General features: G+C 73.2%; 18 protein-coding genes. 11 read left to right on the top strand and 7 right to left on the bottom strand.

The window, feature by feature from the left end:
• Positions 1–525: 525 nt before the first annotated feature.
• Entirely contained in the window at positions 526–957 is a 432-nt protein-coding gene (locus tag AB0F01_RS26610; protein WP_362100699.1) for an SMI1/KNR4 family protein, read from the bottom strand.
• 405 nt (positions 958–1,362) lie between these two features.
• On the opposite strand from AB0F01_RS26610, the gene AB0F01_RS26615 reads away from it, so the two are divergent.
• On the top strand, positions 1,363–1,662 hold the full coding sequence (locus AB0F01_RS26615) for an antibiotic biosynthesis monooxygenase (protein ID WP_362100702.1): 300 nt from the start codon (positions 1,363–1,365) through the stop codon (positions 1,660–1,662).
• Between the two features lie 142 nt (positions 1,663–1,804).
• On the opposite strand, the gene AB0F01_RS26620 is transcribed toward AB0F01_RS26615, so the two are convergent.
• Complete coding sequence (locus AB0F01_RS26620; protein ID WP_362100705.1) at positions 1,805–2,161, bottom strand: hypothetical protein; 357 nt, start codon at positions 2,159–2,161, stop codon at positions 1,805–1,807.
• A complete protein-coding gene (locus AB0F01_RS26625) occupies positions 2,158–2,646 on the bottom strand; it encodes a GNAT family N-acetyltransferase (protein ID WP_362100707.1) in 489 nt (162 codons plus the stop codon). The genes AB0F01_RS26620 and AB0F01_RS26625 overlap by 4 nt, the downstream gene beginning before the upstream one ends.
• Positions 2,647–2,737: 91 nt before the next feature.
• Between AB0F01_RS26625 and AB0F01_RS26630 the strand changes: the two genes are divergently transcribed.
• Positions 2,738–3,541 carry an exodeoxyribonuclease III gene (locus AB0F01_RS26630; RefSeq protein ID WP_362100710.1) on the top strand — a complete coding sequence of 268 codons (804 nt, stop codon included), beginning with the start codon at positions 2,738–2,740 and terminating at the stop codon, positions 3,539–3,541.
• A gap of 86 nt (positions 3,542–3,627) precedes the next feature.
• Here the strand turns inward: AB0F01_RS26630 and AB0F01_RS26635 are convergent, their stop codons facing one another.
• Positions 3,628–4,281 (bottom strand): MerR family transcriptional regulator, encoded by a 654-nt coding sequence (locus AB0F01_RS26635; protein ID WP_362100903.1) that lies wholly within the window; start codon positions 4,279–4,281, stop codon positions 3,628–3,630.
• Between the two features lie 318 nt (positions 4,282–4,599).
• Here AB0F01_RS26635 and AB0F01_RS26640 point away from each other — a divergent pair, with 318 nt between their 5' ends.
• From AB0F01_RS26640 to AB0F01_RS26655, 4 genes are all read left to right on the top strand, one after another.
• A complete protein-coding gene (locus AB0F01_RS26640) occupies positions 4,600–6,162 on the top strand; it encodes an NAD(P)/FAD-dependent oxidoreductase (RefSeq protein ID WP_362100711.1) in 1,563 nt (520 codons plus the stop codon).
• Entirely contained in the window at positions 6,159–7,259 is a 1,101-nt protein-coding gene (locus AB0F01_RS26645; protein ID WP_362100714.1) for an alpha/beta hydrolase, read from the top strand. The genes AB0F01_RS26640 and AB0F01_RS26645 overlap by 4 nt, the downstream gene beginning before the upstream one ends.
• Positions 7,256–8,140, top strand: a complete 885-nt coding sequence (locus tag AB0F01_RS26650; protein WP_362100716.1) for an SDR family oxidoreductase — start codon at positions 7,256–7,258, stop codon at positions 8,138–8,140. Before AB0F01_RS26645 ends, AB0F01_RS26650 begins: the two co-directional genes overlap by 4 nt.
• 76 nt (positions 8,141–8,216) lie before the next feature.
• The gene (locus AB0F01_RS26655; RefSeq protein ID WP_362100718.1) at positions 8,217–8,396 is read left to right on the top strand and encodes a hypothetical protein; all 180 of its coding nucleotides are present in this window, start codon (positions 8,217–8,219) and stop codon (positions 8,394–8,396) included.
• Between the two features lie 138 nt (positions 8,397–8,534).
• Here the strand turns inward: AB0F01_RS26655 and AB0F01_RS26660 are convergent, their stop codons facing one another.
• Positions 8,535–11,819, bottom strand: a complete 3,285-nt coding sequence (locus tag AB0F01_RS26660; protein WP_362100719.1) for a S41 family peptidase — start codon at positions 11,817–11,819, stop codon at positions 8,535–8,537.
• A gap of 212 nt (positions 11,820–12,031) precedes the next feature.
• Between AB0F01_RS26660 and AB0F01_RS26665 the strand changes: the two genes are divergently transcribed.
• The 3 genes from AB0F01_RS26665 (at position 12,032) to AB0F01_RS26675 (ending at position 15,661) form a co-directional block, all read left to right on the top strand.
• Positions 12,032–12,631, top strand: coding sequence for a TetR/AcrR family transcriptional regulator (locus AB0F01_RS26665; RefSeq protein ID WP_362100722.1), 600 nt, complete (start codon positions 12,032–12,034; stop codon positions 12,629–12,631).
• A 136-nt stretch (positions 12,632–12,767) separates the two neighbouring features.
• Positions 12,768–14,981 carry an MMPL family transporter gene (locus AB0F01_RS26670; protein WP_362100724.1) on the top strand — a complete coding sequence of 738 codons (2,214 nt, stop codon included), beginning with the start codon at positions 12,768–12,770 and terminating at the stop codon, positions 14,979–14,981.
• A 158-nt stretch (positions 14,982–15,139) separates the two neighbouring features.
• Positions 15,140–15,661 carry a YbaK/EbsC family protein gene (locus AB0F01_RS26675; protein WP_362100726.1) on the top strand — a complete coding sequence of 174 codons (522 nt, stop codon included), beginning with the start codon at positions 15,140–15,142 and terminating at the stop codon, positions 15,659–15,661.
• Positions 15,662–15,695: 34 nt separating this feature from the next.
• Here AB0F01_RS26675 and AB0F01_RS26680 read toward each other — a convergent pair whose 3' ends face one another.
• On the bottom strand, positions 15,696–16,289 hold the full coding sequence (locus AB0F01_RS26680) for a hypothetical protein (protein ID WP_362100729.1): 594 nt from the start codon (positions 16,287–16,289) through the stop codon (positions 15,696–15,698).
• Positions 16,290–16,859: 570 nt separating this feature from the next.
• Between AB0F01_RS26680 and AB0F01_RS26685 the strand changes: the two genes are divergently transcribed.
• The gene (locus AB0F01_RS26685) at positions 16,860–17,135 is read left to right on the top strand and encodes a DUF1876 domain-containing protein (protein ID WP_164338006.1); all 276 of its coding nucleotides are present in this window, start codon (positions 16,860–16,862) and stop codon (positions 17,133–17,135) included.
• 211 nt (positions 17,136–17,346) lie between these two features.
• Here AB0F01_RS26685 and AB0F01_RS26690 read toward each other — a convergent pair whose 3' ends face one another.
• On the bottom strand, positions 17,347–18,507 hold the full coding sequence (locus AB0F01_RS26690; protein ID WP_362100906.1) for a serine hydrolase domain-containing protein: 1,161 nt from the start codon (positions 18,505–18,507) through the stop codon (positions 17,347–17,349).
• 348 nt (positions 18,508–18,855) lie between these two features.
• On the opposite strand from AB0F01_RS26690, the gene AB0F01_RS26695 reads away from it, so the two are divergent.
• Positions 18,856–19,218 (top strand): SsgA family sporulation/cell division regulator, encoded by a 363-nt coding sequence (locus AB0F01_RS26695; protein ID WP_362100732.1) that lies wholly within the window; start codon positions 18,856–18,858, stop codon positions 19,216–19,218.
• Positions 19,219–19,335 lie beyond the last annotated feature (117 nt).

The following is a 19,335-nucleotide window of genomic DNA, read 5'->3' on the forward strand; positions in this document are numbered from 1 at the left end:
ACCCCCCAGGTCATCCCATCGACAGGGGGACACAGTCATGCCGGGCCCGGAGGCCAGCGGCCCTCTTGCAGGACCGCGGAAAACATAACGGGGAGCCGTTTTCGCTGTGGGAGCCACAGCCCTTGTGATCTTCATCTACGCGAGGTAGTAGCACCCTGCAAGAGGGAGTCGGTCGGTTGACATCAGCGGCTGACACCAACAGGTGCGTGCAGCACGACATCCACGCTGCCTACCAACGTGGAAGGCCGCCAACCGCCGAAGAACATCGCAGAAGGTGCATCATCGCAAGACTCATTGGAGGAGTGTTCGCGATCTTGGGGCCCCCTCTTGCGGTCGTGGGACTTGTTCGCCTGATCACGCAGTAGAAGCTGGGACAAGCGTGCCCCCTGCGTGCCCGGCCGGTTGGCGTCTTGCGGGAAGCAGGGGAAGACAGGGGAAACACCGCACGAACGCGCAGGTCAGCGTCTCCCCAGGTCAGCCATCATCCGCATACGCGATCTTCCAAACTAGGGACATGGAGGGTGGCTACCGGTACCAGTCGCCATCGCCTGCGAGGGAACGGTGCAGGTAGTCCTCCAGCTCGCGCGCAGCCCACAACCTACTGTCATTTTCGTGGTCCCAGACGAAGATGTCCGGACGCTCAGGCGTCAGCACGAAGGCGAACTGGTCGCCCCCGCCATTGTCGCCGAAGAACAGCAGCGGATCGAAGGGCATGTACAGGCCGGGGAACGTATCGGGGGACCAGAACAGCAGGTTCTGCTCCACAATCCGATCCAGGGACCACACGACGTCAGTCCCGTACTCGCCGACCATCCCGTTGGTCTCCATCAGCAGAGCAGTCAGCTGCGCCGGCAAGCCTCGGCCAAGGCGCCGCTCCGCCTCGGCTAGAGCAGTCGCGTCAACGGGTGCGCGGAACTCGACCTCGGGCAAGGCTTCGGCAGCAGCTTCTTTCCACATAGGCGCAGCCTAGGCCGAAGGGCTGACCGCCCCGACGACAGGAGCTGTACAGCAGGGAAGTACAGCAACCACCGCGACCGCAGCCAGTCGTCACCGACCGCAGGCACCCGGATGGCCAGCCCGACAGACCTCAGCGACCGCTCCGCCCGTAGTTCGCATCGAGGGGGCCAGGGGTTCAAATCCCCTCAGGTCCACGCAGCTCGAAGCCCCGGTCGGGATCTCCCGGCCGGGGCTTCGACATGTCGTACGGCAGTGAAGTGCAGCGGCTGGTCCGGATGCTGCTTGCCGAGGCGCCGGCCGGTGTGCGCGGCGCCCGATGGGTGGGGTGCCTGCGCCCGTCGCCGTCGCCCGCGAGGGCAGGGTGTGGGTGGTCCGGTCATGTCCGGCGGGGAGGAAGGAGTGGTGATGTTCGACCTCATCGTCATCGTGCGCGTTCCGGAGGCCGACGACGTCGCTCCCGTCGCCGACGCGTTGGCCCGGATGCGTCCGCTGTGTCTCGCGGAGGAGGGCTGCGTCAGCTGGGAGGCGTACCAGTCGGAGGAGGATCCCGCACGGTTCGTCCTGGTCGAGCGGTGGGCGAGTCGGGGGCACTGGGAAGCCCACGACGCCGGAGAGGCGATCCAGGGGATCTACCTGCCCGAGATCCTGCCGCGCGTCGAGCGTGAGGTGCACCCGAGCGCGCCCGTAGGACGTCGGGACCGCTGATCCGGCGGGGTAACCGGACGGGACCCGGCGAGCGTTGGCTGCCCGGACCGGCCCCCCGGAGCCGCCGAGGGGGAGCCCACGGGTCGCACGGGCGCTGCATGCGCGGCCCTCTCCCGCCCCCGGCCCCGCCCGCGCCCCCGTCTCAGTCGAGCCGCTGCCCCATCCGCGCCGACCGCCGGTCGTGGGCCCTGGTGTCCCACCACTCCTCCAGCAACGCCCGGACCAGGTGGACCAGTCGGGCCAGGCGGGCCGGGTCCGGGGACGGGGAGGTGAGGACGTCCGTGACGGAGCGGTCGGCCAGGGGGAGGGTGAACGCCCAGCGCTCGCCCGGCCGGTCGGGCCGGTCGAGGCGGTCCACGGTGAGGCGGTAGGCCAGCACCGGGTGACCGTCCGCGGGGTGGGTGACCGTCAGGGCGTCGACGCCGAACCGGGTGCTGCCGTCACCGGTGGTGTACGAGCGGGCGAGGGCCTGCTCGGCGGGGGGCCGTGCCGCCGTCACGCGGGGGACCGCAGCGCTTTGGCGTAGCAGCGGCTCTCCTCGTGGAAGCGGTAGTAGCCGAAGGGCTCGCAGGGCTCGTAGCCGCTGGAGGTGTACAGGGCGATGGCCTCCGGCTGCTTGGTGCCGGTCTCCAGGACCATGCGGACGCGGCCGGCGGCGCGGGCGTCTGCCTCCAGGGCGGCCAGGATGCGGCGGGCCAGGCCGCGGCCGCGCATGGACTCGATCACGTACATCCGCTTCAGTTCGGCGTCGCCGTCCCGGTTGCCCTCGCCGTTGGCGTTCTGCACGCGCCAGCCGCCGGAGGCCACGGGGACGCCGTCGTCGTCGTAGACGATCAGGTAGGTGCCGTTCGGGGGTGTGAAGTCCGCCGGGTCCATGGGGGTGGCGTCGCCGCCGTCGCCGTAGCGGATGTCGTATTCGGCCTGTACCTCGGCGTCCAGCTTCACGGCGTCGGGGTGGTCGTAGGGGACTGGGCGGATGTTCATGTCGAGCACGGTAAAACACGACCCGGGGTGAGCGGCAGCCGGAATTCGGTCCGGAATTGGACCTTGTCCAGGGTAGCGGTATCGTGCCCGGGTGTTCACTGTGACCTCTGTCAACGTCAATGGTCTGCGTGCCGCCGCGAAGAAGGGCTTCGTGGAGTGGCTGGCCGGGACCTCCGCCGATGTGGTGTGCCTGCAGGAGGTGCGCGCGGAACCGCACCAGCTGCCCGAGCAGGTGCGGGAGCCCGAGGGGTGGCACGTCGTGCACGCGCCCGCGGCGGCGAAGGGACGGGCCGGGGTCTCGCTGTACACCCGGCGCGAGCCCGACCGCGTGCGGATCGGGTTCGGCTCGGTCGAGTTCGACGGCAGCGGGCGGTACGTCGAGGCGGACCTGCCCGGCGTGACCGTTGCCTCCCTGTACCTGCCCTCCGGCGAGGTCGGCACCGAGCGGCAGGAGGAGAAGCTGCGGTTCATGGGCGAGTTCCGCGCCCACCTCAAGCTGCTGCGGGAGCGGGCCGCGGCCGAGGGGCGCGAGGTCGTGGTGTGCGGCGACTGGAACATCGCCCACGAGCGGGCCGACCTGAAGAACTGGCGGGGCAACACCAAGAACTCGGGCTTCCTGCCCGAGGAGCGGGAGTGGCTGTCCCGCGTGCTGGACCCGGACGACGGCGGGTACGTCGACGTCGTGCGGGCGCTGCACCCGGACGTCGACGGGCCGTACTCGTGGTGGTCGTACCGCGGGCGGGCGTTCGACAACGACAGCGGCTGGCGCATCGACTACCAGATGGCGACCCCCGGACTCGCCGGCCGGGCGCTCAAGGCGTACGTCGAGCGGGCCGCCACGCACGCCGAGCGCTGGTCCGACCACGCGCCGGTGACCGTGGTCTACGGCGCCTGACGTTCCCTGGTGACCGTGACGGACGGCGCCTGAGGCTCCCCGGTGACCGTCACGTACGGTGCCGGACGTTCCCCCGCGCCCGTGGGCTACGGCGTCTGAGGCTCCCCGGTCCCGCCGGTCCCCGGCTGCTTGCGCCGCCGTCGGTCGAGTGCCAGGGAGAGTTCCGAGTCGACGACGCTGCGGGCCAGCGGGCGCAGGCGGTCCAGGGCCTCCTCGGGGGCGTGGCGCAGGACGAGGTCGGCGAACAGGTCGGCCAGGGCGTCGGCGTGGGTGCGGACCACCGCGCCGGCGTGCAGGACCTCGGCCAGCGGGATGCCCTCGCGGACCAGGGCGGCGGAGACGTCCAGCAGGCGGCGGCTGATGTGGACGATCTCCTGGCCGTCGGTGCCCAGGTAGCCGAGTTCCAGGGCCGCCGCCAGGTTCTCCGGGGTGACCTGTCCGGCGAAGCGGTCGGCGAGCTCCTCGGGGGTGAGGCGGACCGGGGTCTCCTCGGTGGGGGCGCCCACGCCGAGGAGTTCGCCGACGTCCCGGCCGTGGTCGAAGGCCTCGGCGAGTTCGGCTATGCCGTTGAGGGTGTGGCCGCGTTCCAGCAGGGCCGTGATGGTGCGCAGGCGGGCCAGGTGGTGGTCGTCGTACCAGGCGATGCGGCCCTCGCGGCGGGGCGGCGGGATCAGTTTGCGTTCGCGGTAGAAGCGCAGGGTGCGCACCGTGACGCCCGCGAGCCGGGCCAGCTCCTCCATGCGGTACTCGCGCCGCTCGTGCGCACCCTCCCGCGCCTCCTGCCGGTCGCGCCCCTCCTGCCGGTCGTTCGCCTCCCGCCGGTCGTGCCCCACGCGCCGCCCGTGCTCCTCGCGCCGCTCACCGGGTTCCGTGCCGTCTTCTGCCACATCAGCAGCCTAGAGCCTGCTTCCGCCGTCCCGCCCGCCCGGGAATCGGGTCTGCCTACCGGCGGTAACTTTCCCTCGCCGACCCCTACCCATCAGTACGGTGCTGCTCTACGCTCCCCATTGCGCCAGTGTTCACTGGCAGGGTTCTGAGCGATGCGTGGAGGCTTCCGGATGGCCGAGCACGAGCATGTACGGGTCGCGGTGGTCGGGTCGGGGTTCGGCGGCCTGGGAGCCGCCGTGCGGCTGCGGCGCGAGGGGATCACCGATTTCGTCGTCCTGGAACGGGCCGGCAGCGTCGGCGGCACCTGGCGTGACAACAGCTACCCCGGGTGCGCCTGTGACGTCCCGTCGCACCTGTACTCCTTCTCCTTCGCGCCCAACCCCGACTGGCCCCGCTCCTTCTCCGGCCAGGAACACATCCGCGCCTACCTGGAGCACGTGACCGACGCGTTCGGCCTGCGCCCCCACCTCCGCTTCGACTCCGAGGTCAAACGGATGGCGTGGGACACCGAGCGGCTGCGCTGGGACATCGAGACCAGCAGCGGCAGCCTCAGTGCCGACGTCGTCGTCTCCGCCACCGGACCCCTGTCCGAGCCGAAGGTCCCGGACATCCCCGGACTCGACACCTTCCCCGGCAAGGTCTTCCACTCCGCCCGCTGGGACCACGACTACGACCTGCGCGGCAAGCGGGTCGCGATGGTCGGCACCGGGGCCTCCGCCATCCAGATCGTGCCCTCGATCCAGCCGCTGGTCTCCCGGCTCACCCTCTTCCAGCGCACCCCCGCCTGGGTCCTGCCCCGCGTCGACCGGCCGATCGGCGCCGCCGAGCGGGCCCTGCACCGCACGCTGCCCTTCACCACCCAGCTGCGGCGCGGACTGCTCTGGGGCGTGCGGGAGCTGCAGGTGCAGGCGTTCACCAAGCACCCCGGCCAGCTCGGCTTCGTGGAGCAGCTGGCCAAGCGCAACATGGCCCGCGCCATCAAGGATCCGGCCCTGCGCGCCAAGCTCACCCCGGACTACCGCATCGGGTGCAAGCGGATCCTGCTGTCGAGCACCTACTATCCGGCGCTCGCCGAGCCCAACGTCGACGTCGTCGCGAGCGGGCTGCGGGAGGTGCGCGGTTCCACCGTGATCGCCGCCGACGGGAGCGAGGCCGAGGTCGACGCGATCGTGTTCGGCACCGGCTTCCACGTCACCGACATGCCCATCGCCGAACGGGTCGTCGGCGCCGAGGGGAAGACCCTCGCCGAGACCTGGAAGGGCGGCATGCAGGCGCTGCGCGGCGCGGCGGCGGCCGGCTTCCCCAACTGGATGACGATCATCGGGCCGAACACCGGGCTCGGGAACTCCTCCATGATCCTGATGATCGAGTCCCAGTTGAACTACCTGGCCGACTACCTGCGCCAGCTCGACGTCCTGGGCGGCCGGGTCGCCCTCGACGCCCGGCCCAGCGCGGTGCGCGCCTGGAACCACCGGGTGCAGGAGCGGATGAAGCGCACGGTGTGGAACACCGGCGGCTGCACCAGCTGGTACCTCGACGCGAGCGGCCGCAACACCACCATCTGGCCGGGCACCACGGGCGAGTTCCGCCGCGAGACCCGGCGGGTCGACCTCGCCGAGTACGCGGTGCTGCGGGCCTCCTCGACGGAGTCCGCGTCCGCCGCCGCCCCGGCGGGAGCCTCCGACGCCACCGGTGGCTCCCGCGCCGATGACACCACGGGGGTGGACGCGTGAGCCGGCCCGCACACGTCACGGCCGGGCGGTACGCCCCGCCCGCCCCCGTCCGGGAACTGACCGTCGTCTCCGCCGACGGCTCCCGGCTGCACGTCGAGACGCACGGGCCCGACGGGGCGCCCGCGGTCGTCCTGTCCCACGGCTGGACCTGCTCCACCGCCTTCTGGGCGGCACAGGTCCGCGCCCTGGCCGCCGACCACCGGGTCGTCGTCTACGACCAGCGCGGTCACGGCCGCAGCCCGGCCAGTGCCGCGTGCAGTGCCGAAGCGCTCGCCGACGACCTGGAGGCCGTGCTCACCGCGACCCTCGAGCCGGGTGAACGGGCCGTCGTCGCCGGGCACTCCATGGGCGCGATGACCGTCCTGGCCGCCGCCTCCCGGCCCGCGCTCACCGCCCACGCGGCGGCCGTCCTGCTGTGCAGCACGGGCAGTGCGCGCCTGGTCGCCGAGTCGACCGTGCTGCCCCTGCGTCCCGGCCGGCTGCGGACCGCGCTGACCCGGCGCGTCCTCGGCTCCCGGCTGCCGCTCGGCCCGGTGACGCCGATGGCCCGCCGCATCCTCAAGTACGGGACGATGGGGCCCGGTTCGGCGCCCGACATGGTCGACGCCTGCGCCCGCGTCGTGCACGCCTGCCCCCGGCAGGTGCGGCACGCCTGGTCCCACGTCCTCGACCTGCTCGACCTCGACGACCGCGTACGGGAGTTGAGGGTGCCGGCGGAGGTCCTCGTGGGGACGGCCGACCGGCTCACCCCGCCCGTGCACGCCCGGTCGCTGGCCGCCGCGCTGCCGCACTGCCTCGGGCTCACCGAACTGCCCGGCATCGGCCACATGACGCCGGTCGAGGCGCCGGACGAGGTCACCGGGATGATCCGCGCCCTGGTGGCCGCCCACCTCCCGACCGGCTCTCCACCGGCCGCCGAGGAGCAGGCCCCGGCGACGACGGCGGCCTCGGCGACGGCGGCCCCGGTCACGGCGGCCCCGGTCACGGCGGAACGGCCGTCTGCGGCGGAGGCGTCGGCCGCCCCGCCCGTCCCCGCCGTACCCGCCCCCCGCACCGCACCCACCGCACCCGCAGCACCAGTGGAGGACACCGCATGAGCAGGGTCAGTCTCGAAGGACGGGTCGCCGTCGTCACCGGAGCGGCGCGCGGCGTGGGCGAGTTGCTGGCCCGCAAGCTGTCCGCGCGCGGCGTGAAGGTCGCGCTGGTCGGCCTGGAGCCGGACGCGCTCAAGGACGTCTCGGCGCGGCTGCACAGCGACAGCGACCACTGGTACGCCGACGTCACCGACCACGAGGCGATGACCCGGGTCGCGGCCGAGGTGAAGGAGCGGTTCGGCCGGGTCGACATCGTGGTCGCCAACGCCGGTGTGGCGACGGGCGGTCCGTTCGCCGACTCCGACCCGGAGTCCTGGCGGCGGGTGATCGAGGTCAACCTCATCGGCTCGGCGGTCACCGCCCGCGCCTTCCTGCCTTCGCTGACCGAGTCCCGCGGTTACCTGCTCCAGATCGCCTCCCTCGCCGCGATCACCCCGGCACCCATGATGTCGGCCTACTGCGCCTCCAAGTCCGGTGTGGAGGCGTACGCGCACAGCCTGCGCGCCGAGGTCGGGCACCGCGGGGTGAAGGTCGGCGTGGCGTACCTGTCGTGGACGGACACCGACATGGTGCGCGGGGCCGACCAGGAGGACGTCATGCGGGAGTTGCGGCAGCGGCTGCCGTGGCCGACGAACAGGACGTACCCGCTCGGTCCCGCCGTCGACCGGATCGTGGCCGGGATCGAACGGCGCTCCGCGCACGTCTACGGGCAGTGGTGGCTGCGCGGGATGCAGGGCGTGCGCGGCTACCTGCCCGGGATGATCGGGACCGTCGGAGGGCGGGAGATGCGGCGCTTCGCGGACCGGCTCGACGGGATGCGGACGGGGCTGGTCGGAGCGGGCGGCAGCGCCGACGAGGAGCACCGGCTCACGCAGCGTAAGTGATCGACATGCGCAGGGTCACCGCCCGTGTGAATCTGGTCGGGCCAGATCCCCTCACCCCCCACGGGAGTGAACCCACATGGGTATGAAGGACCAGTTCCAGGAGAAGTCCGAGCAGTTCCAGCAGCAGGCCAAGCAGAAGGCCCAGCAGGGCAAGGAGCAGCTGCAGAACCGCGGTCGTCGTCGCGAGGACGACATGGACAACCCGCGCCGTCGGCAGGAGCCCGAGGAGCGGATGGACCGCGACCGCGAGGTCTGACGGTCCCCGCGAGGAGGCGGAGTGACGCGGGAAGGGGCGCCCCGAGGGAGGCGCCCCTTCTCCGTGTGCCCGGCCGGGACGCCCTGGTGTGCCCGGCCGGGACCGGAGCTCCCCGCGCCCCCGGCGACGCGTGCTCCGCTACGTCCTCGGCGGCAGTTTCGGGCGCGAGCGGTCCGGCAGGTCGCGGCGGGCGGGGGGTGTGGCCGGCGGCTCGGACTCCAGGAGTTCCAGGGCCAGTCGGACGGCGTCGTCGAGCTGGGCGTACCGGCCCTCCGCCCAGTCCAGCGGGGTGCGCAGCGCCTCCAGGTCGGGCGCGACACCGTGGTTCTCCACCGACCAGCCGTAGGCGTCGAACCAGGCCGCGTTCATCGGCACCGTGATGACCGTGCCGTCGCCGAGCCGGTGCCGTCCGGTCATGCCGACGACGCCGCCCCAGGTGCGCTGGCCGACCACCGGGCCGAGCCGCAGCAACTTGAACGCGGCGGTGATCATGTCGCCGTCGGAGCTGGTCGCCTCGTCGGCGAGGGCCACCACCGGCCCGCGCGGCGCGTTGGAGGCGTACGACACCGGCTGGGCGTCGCGGGTGAGGTCCCAGCCGAGGATGGTGCGGGTCAGTTTCTCCACCACGAGCTCGCTGATGTGGCCGCCGGCGTTGCCGCGCACGTCCACGATGAGGGCGGGGCGGGACACCTCCATGCGCAGGTCGCGGTTGAACTGGGCCCAGCCGGAGCCGCCCATGTCGGGGATGTGCAGGTAGCCGCACCGTCCGTCGCTCAACTCCCGCACGACCTGGCGGCGTTTGGTGACCCAGTCCTGGTAGCGCAGGGGACGTTCGTCGATCAGCGGGACCACGGCGACCCGGCGCGGGGGGCCTTGGCCGCCGGCGGGCGCGAAGGTCAGCTCCACGGTGGTGCCGCCGGCGCCCGCGAGCAGCGGGAAGGGGCCGGTCACCGGGTCCACGGGGCGGCCGTCGACGTGGGTGAGGACCGCGCCCTCGCGGATGCCGGTCCCGGCCAGCGGGGAGCGGGCGCGGGAGTCGGAGGCGTCGCCGGGCAGGATCCGCCGGACCGTCCAGCCCTCCTCGCGCGGCACCAGGTTGGCGCCCAGCAGGCCCTGGCGGCGCTGGTAGTGCGGGGGGCCCTCGTTGCGCCGGGCGGCGGACACGTAGGCGTGGGAGGTGCCGAGTTCGCCGAGCACCTCGCGCAGCAGGTCGGCGAAGTCGTCGGGGGAGGCAACCCGTTCGACCAGCGGGCGGTACTGGTCCAGGACGGCGTCCCAGTCGATGCCGCACATGCCCGGGTCCCAGAAGTAGGCGCGGATCAGCCGCCCCGCCTCCTCGTAGGACTGCCGCCACTCCGCGGCCGGGTCGACCTGGTGCAGGATGCGGCGGGCGTCGATCCACACGGTGGAGTCGCTGTCGCCGGGTTCGGTGGCGGGCACCGCGCGCAGGTCTCCCTCGTCGGCCACCACCAGTCGGGTGCCGTCGCCGCTGACCGCGAACACGTCGAGGTGGTCGACGAGTTCGGTCCTGCGGGCCTTGCCGATGTCGAAGTGCTCCAGGGTGGGACGGCCGCTGGTGTCGTCCGGGTTGGCGAAGGTCTCGCCGAGCGCCCCGGAGATCGGCCAGCGCAGCCACACCAGCCCGCATCCGGCGACCGGGTGCAGCGCTGAGTACTTGGACGCGGCCACCGGGAAGGGGGTGACCCGGCTCTCCAGCCCTTCGGTCTCCACGGTGACGGTGCCGTTCTCGCCCTCCGCCGCGTCCTCGCGCTCCACCGGGTCCAGTCCGCCGGCGGCCGGGCGGCCCTCCGGGTTGAGCGCGAACGGTGAGGGGGTCGCGGACGACAGCGGGACGAGGTACGGGCGGCAGCCGAGCGGGAAGGACAGGTCGCCGGTGTGCACGTCGTAGACGGGGTCGAAGCCGCGCCAGGACAGGAAGGCCAGGTAGCGGCCGTCCCGGGTGAACACCGGACTCTCGTCCTCGAAGCGGCCGTTGGTGACGTCGACGATCAGCCGGTCCGCGAGCCGGGCCAGTTTGATCTGCCGCAGCGACCGGCCGATGCCGGGGTGGGACCAGGTCAGCCATGCTCCGTCGGGGGAGAAGGCGAGGTCGCGCACCGGGCCGTTGAGGGAGCGGATCAGCTCGGTGACCTCCGCGCCGTCGCCGCCGCTGCCCTCCCCGCTGCCTCCGTCGTCGTCCCCGCCCGTGCCGAGGAGCAGCAGCCGTCCGTCGTGGGCCGCGACGGCGAGCCGCCCGCCCTCCGGGTCCGCGACGAGTTCCTGGACCCGGCCCAGCCGTCCGGCGGCGAGCCGCCGGACGGGACGCTGGCCGGTGGCCCGGGGCAGCGAGGCGATCTCGACGGCGTCCTCGCCCTCGGCGTCCGTCACGTAGGCGACCTGCCCGCTCGCGCCGAGCATCTCGGGGAGCCGGACGCGGACGCCCGGGGTGTCGGTGAGGGTGCGGGCGGGGCCGTCGCGGTGGGTGAGCCAGTACAGGCTGCCGCGGATCACAACGGCGCTGGCCCGGCCGGTCTCGTCGACGGAGATGCCGTCCAGGTGCTGCGCGGCGGGCACCTGGTGGCGGCGGCGTCCGGCGCGCGGGCCGCTCAGGCGCACGTCGAGGCGGTGCGGGACGGCGCCGGGGGACAGGTCGTCCACCATCCACAGGTCGCCGGCGCACTGGTAGACGATCCGGGTGCCGTCACTGGAGGCGTGCCGGGCGTAGAAGGTGTCGTGGTCGGTGTGGCGGCGCAGGTCGGTGCCGTCGTGGGCGCAGGAGTAGAGGTTGCCGACGCCCTCGTGGTCGGAGAGGAAGGCGATCCGGCCGGCGACGAACATCGGGGAGTGCAGGTGGCCGTCGATGCCGTCGAGGAGCCGGGTGCCGTGCAGCCACAGCCGGCCGGTGGCGCCGCCTCGGTAGCGCTTCCAGGAGGCGGGCTCGTGCGGCGGGGTGCCGGTGAGCAGCAGCGACCTGCGTTCGCCGTCGATCTCGGCGACCTGGATGTCGCTCACCGGGCCCCAGGGCAGCTTGCGGCCGGGGCTGCCGTCGCAGGGGAGCTTGTAGGCCCAGGTGAAGTAGGAGAACGGTTCGCCGTGCGAGGCGACGGCGAGGATCTCGGCGTTGCCGTCCTCGTCGGGCGGTTCCCAGCCGCAGACCCGGGTGTCGTCGCTGCCCCAGTAGGTCAGCCGGGTGCCGGGTCCGCCGTCCACCGGGATCACGTGCACCTCGGGGTCGAGGCTGTGCCAGCTGGTGTACGCGATGTGCCGGCCGTCGGGGGAGAAGCGGGGGTGGCCCAGCTTGGTGCGGTCCACGGTGAGCCGCCAGGCCCGGCCGGGCCGGTCCAGCGGGGCGATCCACAGGTCGTCCTCGGCCACGAAGCACAGCAGGTCGCCGTTGAGGTGCGGCAGGCGCAGGTAGGTCACCCTCCCCATGCTTTTCCCGGGGGTGGGCGGGAGCAAGTCGGCCGATCCGGGGCATTCGGGTGGGGTGGGTCGTGATGCCGTGCCGCAGGGGGGAGGGGCCGTGACGCAGAACACGTACGAAACGGTTTCGTTTCCTTAGTGGGCGGCGGTATCGTCGTCACGTGTACGAAACCGTGTCGTTCGCACGGTGCCAGGGACGGAAGGTGAGCGGGATGACGGAGACGGCGGCACCGCGTCGCAGCCGGATCACGCCCGAGCGTGAGGCCGAACTGTACGCGGCCGTGCTCGATCTGCTCCGCGAGGTCGGCTACGACGCCGTCACCATGGACGCCGTCGCCGCCCGCACCCGGTCCAGCAAGGCCACGCTCTACCGCCAGTGGGGCGGCAAGCCGGAACTGGTGGTGAGGGCGCTGCGGTCCCAGAACCCGGGCAGCATCGCGGACATCGACACCGGCTCCCTGCGGGGCGACCTGCACGCGATCATCGCTCGCGAGGACGACTGCGCCATGGCACAGAACGCCGCCCTGATGCGGGCGCTGTCCATGGCGGTCCAGGCGAACGAGGACCTGCGCCAGGCGTTCAAGGAACTCCTGGTGGAGCCCGAGGTCGAGGAGTTCACCCGCATCGTCCGGCGGGCGATCGGCCGCGGCGAGATCAGATCCGACACCCCGGCCCTGTCGTACCTGGTGCACATGATGGTCGGCGCGTTCGTCACGCGGACGCTGATCGACGACCTGCCACCCACGCGGGAGTTCCTGGCCTCGTACATCGACGCCGTGGTCCTGCCCGCACTCGGCGTCTCCCCACGCTGATCCGGCGGTCGCCCCGGCCGCCACACCCCCTTCACTGACCGCACCCCGGTCAGCCAGTACCTGACGCCTCCGCTCACGTCGTCGGGCCGTACCTCCCTGCCCTGAAAGAACCACGACTGACCGGGAGACCTCCCTCGTGGCCACATTCCTCTATCGACTCGGTCGACTGTCCTTCCGGCGACGGCACTTCGTCGCCCTGATCTGGGTCGCCCTGCTCGCCCTCGCCGGCGTCGGCGCGGCCGGTGCGCCGGTGGCCGGGAACAGCTCGTTCTCCATCCCCGGCACCGAGGCCCAGAAGGCCTTCGACCTGCTCGAGGAACGCTTCCCCGGCACCAGTGCCGACGGAGCGACCGCACGCGTCGTCTTCAAGGCGCCCGACGGCGAGAAGGTGACCGACGCCGCCCACAAGGCGACCGTCGGGGACACCGTCGAGGAGCTGTCCGGCGGCTCCGAGGTCGCCCGCGTCACCGACCCCTACCAGGGCGGCGGCGTCAGCCAGGACGGCGGCATCGCCTACACCTCGGTCACCTACAAGGTGTCCGGCATCGAACTGGAGGACTCCTCCCGCGACGCCCTGCTGGCCGCCGCCGAGGACGCCCGCGACGCCGGGCTGACCGTCGAGATCGGCGGTGACGCCCTCCAGGCGATCCCGGAGACCGGGGCCGCCGAGGTCATCGGCATCGGTGTCGCCGCGGTCGTCCTCGTCATCACCTTCGGCTCCCTGCTCGCGGCCGGACTGCCGCTGCTCACCGCGCTGATCGGCGTCGGCATCGGCGTCGCCACCATCACCGCGCTCGCCGTCACCCTGGACCTGGGCTCCACCACGTCCATCCTGGCCACGATGATCGGCCTCGCGGTCGGCATCGACTACGCCCTGTTCATCGTCTCCCGCTACCGCGGCGAACTCGCCGACGGACGCGAACGCGAGGAGGCGGCCGGCCGGGCCGTCGGCACCGCGGGCTCCGCGGTCGTCTTCGCCGGCCTCACCGTGATCATCGCCCTGGTCGGCCTGTCCGTGGTCAACATCCCGATGCTGACCAAGATGGGCGTGGCCGCGGCCGGCACGGTCGCCATCGCCGTGCTGATCGCCCTCACCATGATCCCCGCCCTGCTCGGCTACGCCGGACGCCGGGTCCGCCCGGCCGGCGCCAAGAGCCGGCTGCTCGGCGGAGGCCGCTCCACCGACAAGCCGCAGCGCGAGAACATGGGCACCCGCTGGGCGCGGTTCGTGGTCCGCCGGCCCGTCGCCGTGCTGTTGCTCGGCGTCGTCGGCCTCGGCGCCGCCGCCGTGCCCGCCGGCTCCCTGGAACTGGGCCTGCCCGACGACGGCTCCCAGCCGACGTCCACCACCCAGCGCCGCGCCTACGACCTGCTCTCCGAGGGCTTCGGCCCCGGCTTCAACGGCCCGCTCGTGGTCGTGGTCGACGCCAAGGGCAGCGACGACGCCCAGGGCGTCTTCGAGCAGACCGGCAAGCGGATCGAGGCACTCGACAACGTGGTGGCCGTCGCCCCCGCCGCCCCCAACAAGGCCGGCGACACCGCCACCATCACCGTCATCCCCGAGTCCAAGCCGTCCTCCGTGACCACCGAGGACCTGGTCCACGACATCCGCGACGCCGGGAAGGACCTGCGGTCCGACACCGACGCCGAGGTCCTGGTCACCGGCGCCACGGCGATGAACATCGACGTGTCGGAGAAGCTCAACGACGCCCTCGTGCCCTACCTGATCCTGGTCGTCGGGCTGGCCTTTCTCCTGCTGATCGTGGTCTTCCGCTCGATCCTCGTCCCGCTGAAGGCGGCCCTCGGCTTCCTGCTGTCGGTGATGGCCGCCCTCGGTGCCGTCGTCGCGGTCTTCCAGTGGGGCTGGCTGTCCGGCCTGATGGGCGTCGAGGAGACGGGCCCGGTCATGTCGATGATGCCGATCTTCATGGTCGGCGTGGTCTTCGGCCTGGCGATGGACTACGAGGTCTTCCTCGTGACCCGCATGCGGGAGGCGTACGTCCACGGGGAGGAGCCCAGCCAGGCCGTCGTCACCGGCTTCCGGCACGGCGCCCGGGTGGTCACCGCCGCCGCGGTGATCATGATCGCGGTCTTCTCCGGCTTCATCGGCTCCACCGAGTCCATGGTCAAGATGATCGGCTTCGGCCTCGCGATCGCCGTCCTCTTCGACGCCTTCGTCGTCCGCATGGCGATCGTCCCGGCCGTGCTGGCCCTGCTCGGCAAGCGCGCCTGGTGGCTGCCGGCCTGGCTGGACCGGATCCTGCCCAACGTCGACGTCGAGGGCGACGGGCTGCGCACCGGCTCCGAGAAGGAGAAGGGCGACGAGGACCGGGAGCTGGTCAGGACCTGACCACCCCCTCCGAGCGGCCGTCGCGACGGCCGCCGCACACCAGCCGGTGAGGGTTCCCGTGGGGACGGGGGCGCCCTCACCGGCTTCCACCGGCCGGCGGGCCGGGCACGGCGACCCCCGGTCGCCCGCCCGGCCCGCCGGCCGCTACCGTGCCCCGCATGACGACCGACGCCACCGGCCCCGCCGCCGACGGCTCCGTGGCCCACCCCCGCTTCGCGCAGGCGCTGCGGGACCTCGGCCTGGAGCAGCTGATCGGCGAGGTCCGCCGCTTCCCCGACGCCACCCGCACCGCCGCCGAGGCCGCGGCGGCCGTCGGGTGCGACCTCAGCCAGATCTGCAAGTCCCTGATCTTCGCCGCGGACGGCGTCCCCGTGCTCGTCCTCATGGACGGCGCCTCCCGCGTCGACCTCGACGCGGTACGGCGGGAACTCGGCGCGAAGAAGGTCACCCGCGCCAAGGCGGACGCCGTCCGCGAGGCCACCGGCTACGCCATCGGCGGCGTCCCGCCCTTCGGCCACCGCACGTCCGGCACCCGCGTCCTCGCCGACCGCTCCCTCCTGGAGCACGACCTCGTCTGGGCGGCGGCCGGCACCCCGTACACCGTGTTCCCGATGGACCCCGAGACGCTCGTGGCCCACGCCGGCGGCACCCTGGTGGACGTGCGCGAACGGACCGTGTGACGCCCGCTGACGGGGCGTGGCCGGGGGGCGGCGGTCAGCCGGACTGTTCGCCCGAGACGACAGCCACCTTCCACGTGCTCGCCCCGCCCGTCACCCGCATCGCGAGCCGCTGCGGTTCACCGTCGGTGTGCACGACGCCCTCGATGCCGGCGCCGTCGCACAGGACCCGGTGGGGTGTGCCCGCCCCGTCCCGGTCCACGAGCGTCACCTCGCCCGGGCCGGTGCACTCGGCGTACACCGTGTAGACCTTGTCCGGGGGCGTGAACGTGGGCAGGTCCCGGCTGCCGGACCCGCCGGTCTCCGCCACCAGCATCCGAGCCCCGGCGGGAACCTCCAGGCGGGGCGCGTCGGGCGCCTCCGCCGGCGCACCGGAGGGGAGGGGGGACGAGACGGTGGTGTCCGGGGAGCCGGTCTCCCGGGGGGACGAGGCGGCGGTGTCCGGGGAGCCGGTGCACCCACCGAGGAGGAGGCACGCCAGCGCGGCGGCCGACAGGGCGGACGCGGTACGACTCCACGCGGGCCGTGACCCGCGCGCCGAGCCCGGCGGACCGCCCGCGCCGGGGGCCGGCGGAACGGACACCGGAACGGACACCGGGTCGGTTCCGGCTCGCAGAAGCGTCGATCTCATGAAGTCTCCCCGTGGTGAAAGGTGGCGCAGCCCCCGTCGGCCGGATGCCGGGGGAGCCGCATGCGCGCCCCGTGGTCAGCGGGGCGAGGGAGAAGATATCCGGCGTTCCCACGGAGCCAGCGGGGGCCTGTTCTGCCGTGGCCGGAAATGGCCGGCGGACACCAGGGGGTGTGAGGTGACGCGAGCGCCGTGCAGCGGCCTCCCCGCCGGCCGGGAACGGGCGGCCGGCTTCGGCCGATGGCCGGTTCCTCACCGCCCACCGGGAACCCCCGTACCGAGAACCCGTGCACCGAGAACCCCCGCACCGGGAACCCCTGCATCGGGAACCGCCCACCGCGCATTCCCCGGTGCCCGAGGCAGCCGCGCCGGTGTCCTGTGCGGTGGCGGCACGGGTGCCGGCCGGGGTGCCGTGATGTCGCCGGCCTCACCGCGGCGGGTGCGCGCGCCCGGTGGCGGGCGCACCCTGGAACCAGGGCCCTCTCGTTCGGATCAGGCCGGATCAGGAAGCGGGTCCGGCCTGATCCGGCCTGATCCGAACGAAGGACCCCAGGGATTCCGGAGGTGATCGTCATGGCGCACACCATTGTGGGCTGGCACGTAGAGCTCGAGTTCAGCGAGGACGACCAGCACACCCGCGCGGCCGCGATGGTGCGGCTGCCCGACGGCTCGGAGATACGGGCGCACGGGCACGCGGTCCGGCACCACACGGACGCGAATCAGCCACGGGTCGGGGAGGAGATCGCCGGGGCCCGGGCGTTGAACGAGCTGGCGATGCAGCTGCTGACCAAGGCGCACGGGGAGATCGACGAGGCGTCGGGGCGCATCTCGCACCCGATCCACGTCTGACCACCGTTCCCGTCCGGACCGGTGCTGCCCGGCGCATCCGCCCGGCCCGGGCGGACGGCCGGAGGCGCGGCCAGGCGGTCGGGAGGACGTCCGGCGGGGCGGTCGCGCGGTCGTGCCGCCGGACGGTCGTGCGGTCGTACCGCCGACCGGTCGTGCGGACGTGCCGCTGGGTGGTCGTTCGGTCGTGTCGCCGGGCGGTCGTGCGGACCGGTCAGGCGCTGAGGCAGGCGCGCAGCGCGCGGATGAGGGACTGCGCCCTCGGGTCGGCGGTGACCGACCGGCGGAAGCCGTTGGTGACGTAGCCGAACGCGATGCCGGAGCCGGGGTCGGCGAAGCCCAGGGGGCCGCCGCGGCCGGGGTGGCCGAAGGAGCCGGGGCCGAGGAGCGGCGAGGCGCTGCCGTGCAGCATGAAGCCGAGGCCGAAGCGGGTGCCGACCACGAGCACGCGGTCGGGGCCCGCCGACTCCTCCGCGCGGGCCAGGTCGACAGTGGCCGGTCCGAGGAGGCGGGTGCCGTCGACCGGGCCGATCAGCGCGGCGTGGAAGCGGGCCAGCCCGTCCGCCGTGGCGATGCCGTTGGCGGCGGGCAGGACGGCCGCGTGGAAGGCCGGATCGTTCTGGTCCGGGGACGGGGTGATCGCCGCGAAGGCCCGGCGGGTGAGGGAGGCCGGGTCGGCGTACGCCTCGGTCACCGCCGGCTTGGGGCGGGCCCGTAGCGCACCGGCCGGTTCGGCGCCCTCGATCCGGCCCACCCGGCCCACCCGGTGGGCCTGCGCCGCGGGCAGCCCCACCCAGAGGTCCGCGCCGAGCGGGCCGGCGATCTCGTCGGCGATCCACTGGCCGGTGTCCCTGCCGGTCACCCGCCGGACCAGGGCGTCGGCCAGCCAGCCGTAGGTCAGCGCGTGGTAGCCGTGGTCGGTGCCCGGCTCCCAGGCGGGTGCCTGCGCGGCCAGGGCCTCGTCGGCCCGGAACGGATCGGCCGCCTCGCCCGGGGTGAGGGGCCGGTCCAGCACCGGCACACCGGCCCGGTGGCCGAGCACGTGGCGGACGAGCACGCCCTCCTTGCCGTGCGCCTTGAACTCCGGCCAGTAGTGGGAGACCGGGGCGTCCAGGTCCAGGGCCCCGCGTTCGTGCAGCATCAGCAGGACGGCCGCGGCGACGCCCTTGGTCGCCGAGCGCACCACCTGGGTCGTGTCCCGCTGCCAGGGGGCCGTCCCGTCGACGTCCCGCGTCCCGGCCCACAGGTCGACGATCCGCTGCCCGTCGCGGTACACGGCGAGGGCGGCGCCCCGTTCCCCCAGCGCGGTGACGTTGCGGGCGAACGCCTCGGCGACCCGCTCGAAGCCCTCCGCCACCGTGCCGTGCACGTCCACGCCCGCGCCCGGGTCCCGTTCCGCGTCCACGCCCGACGTCCCTTCGCTCACCTGTGACAGTGGGTGCAACGACCGCCGTCCGCCTGCGATTCCAGGGTCACCGGGGGTCGCCGCGATCGTTATGTCGCCGTTGCCCCGGAACCGGGCCCGGAGCCGGTCCCGAGGCCGGCAGCCCTCCACGCCGTCCCCGCACGCACCGGTCCGGGTTCCCGGAGTGCGGCGGGCCGCAACCGGAGGGGGACGAGCCCGGACCGGACGGGCATATTCCGCTTTTTGGTGGGACATTGGACGGGGGTGGGTACACGAATGACACGGCACAGCTGAGGAAGCACCGCGAAGGGGCCCACGATGTCCGTAGTCGAGCAGTACGCGCGAGCCCACATCGTCACCGACGCGGACCCCCTGCTGGGCGATCGCGGGGCCGTCCCCGTGGTGCTCAGGTACGACCCCGCCACCGATCCCCGGTCCGTCCGCGTGGTGCTCCCGGGTTCCGGGCCGCGCGAGTTCGTGGTGCCCCGTGAACTGCTGGAGCAGGGACTGCGGATGCCGGTGAGCCACGGCGAGGTGCAGGTGTGGCCGTGCGGGCGGGTGCAGACGGTGGTGGAGTTCCACACCGCGCGCGGGGTGTCGGTGGTGCAGTTCGAGAACAAGGTGCTGACCCGCTTCCTGCACCGCACGCACGCCACCACGGCCGAACCGGTCCCGCACTGAGCCACGAGGTCCGTCGAGCGCCGGCAGCCGTGCCCGGCCGCCCCACGGGAAGGGGGCGGCCGCACACCGTCCGTGCCGGGGGCCGGGATCCGCGCGGAGGACCGGGGCGGCCGGCGT

The sequence above is a fragment of the Streptomyces sp. NPDC029526 genome (assembly GCF_040637405.1).
Lineage (GTDB): Bacteria > Actinomycetota > Actinomycetes > Streptomycetales > Streptomycetaceae > Streptomyces.

Coding starts and splice junctions, on each gene's coding strand:
- AB0F01_RS26610 (WP_362100699.1), bottom strand. CDS start 957: ATGTGGAAAGAAGCTGCTGCCGAAGCCTTGCCCGAGGTCGAGTTCCGC.
- AB0F01_RS26615 (WP_362100702.1), top strand. CDS start 1,363: ATGTTCGACCTCATCGTCATCGTGCGCGTTCCGGAGGCCGACGACGTC.
- AB0F01_RS26625 (WP_362100707.1), bottom strand. CDS start 2,646: ATGAACATCCGCCCAGTCCCCTACGACCACCCCGACGCCGTGAAGCTG.
- AB0F01_RS26635 (WP_362100903.1), bottom strand. CDS start 4,281: ATGGAGGAGCTGGCCCGGCTCGCGGGCGTCACGGTGCGCACCCTGCGC.
- AB0F01_RS26640 (WP_362100711.1), top strand. CDS start 4,600: ATGGCCGAGCACGAGCATGTACGGGTCGCGGTGGTCGGGTCGGGGTTC.
- AB0F01_RS26650 (WP_362100716.1), top strand. CDS start 7,256: ATGAGCAGGGTCAGTCTCGAAGGACGGGTCGCCGTCGTCACCGGAGCG.
- AB0F01_RS26655 (WP_362100718.1), top strand. CDS start 8,217: ATGGGTATGAAGGACCAGTTCCAGGAGAAGTCCGAGCAGTTCCAGCAG.
- AB0F01_RS26665 (WP_362100722.1), top strand. CDS start 12,032: ATGACGGAGACGGCGGCACCGCGTCGCAGCCGGATCACGCCCGAGCGT.
- AB0F01_RS26675 (WP_362100726.1), top strand. CDS start 15,140: ATGACGACCGACGCCACCGGCCCCGCCGCCGACGGCTCCGTGGCCCAC.
- AB0F01_RS26680 (WP_362100729.1), bottom strand. CDS start 16,289: ATGAGATCGACGCTTCTGCGAGCCGGAACCGACCCGGTGTCCGTTCCG.
- AB0F01_RS26685 (WP_164338006.1), top strand. CDS start 16,860: ATGGCGCACACCATTGTGGGCTGGCACGTAGAGCTCGAGTTCAGCGAG.
- AB0F01_RS26695 (WP_362100732.1), top strand. CDS start 18,856: ATGTCCGTAGTCGAGCAGTACGCGCGAGCCCACATCGTCACCGACGCG.